The sequence below is a fragment of the Pseudomonas sp. 2995-1 genome (assembly GCF_002742505.1).
GTDB lineage: Bacteria > Pseudomonadota > Gammaproteobacteria > Pseudomonadales > Pseudomonadaceae > Aquipseudomonas > Aquipseudomonas sivasensis.
In genome coordinates, this window is the sequence record NZ_LJSA01000575.1 from 1 (window position 1) to 506 (window position 506).

Genomic DNA, 506 nt, shown 5'->3' on the forward strand with positions numbered 1-506 from the left:
CCTCTAATCCATAGTATGTTTGAAACTCTTTTACTACTGCCTCTGTACTCGGACCAAAGTATGTTGTCGGATTATTGGATATATGGAAACCTGCTACTTCTAAGTCTTCTTTTAATGTAATGACATCTGAACGACGCATACCAAACTGCATTGGTTTAGTGACTAATTCTTCTAGCTTTGCCAACGTAACTTGATCAGCTATTCCATTCACTCTTAAGCCATGGTCTGCTTGGAAATCTCTTACCATCGCTTCGGTTGTTGATCCATAGAATGTTGTTGGATTATCCGAAACATGGTAGCCCAGCATAGATAAATCTAGTTTTAGTTGAATGGAAGACTCGTGTCTTTCACCATTTCTCAATGGGCTTGTAAGTATTTCATCCAACTTTGCTAAAGTTTCCTGTCCTACTTTCCCTGTCACCTCTAAACCATAATACGTTTGGAACTCCTTTACTACAGCCTCTGTACTTGAACCAAAGTATGTTGTTGGATTACTAGATATATGG

General features: G+C 38.7%; 1 protein-coding gene. It reads right to left on the bottom strand.

What is annotated here, in order from left to right; genetic code table 11:
* The coding region (locus AOA61_RS30985; protein ID WP_178075221.1) for a peptidoglycan-binding protein at positions 1-506 on the bottom strand (506 nt) is incomplete at both ends.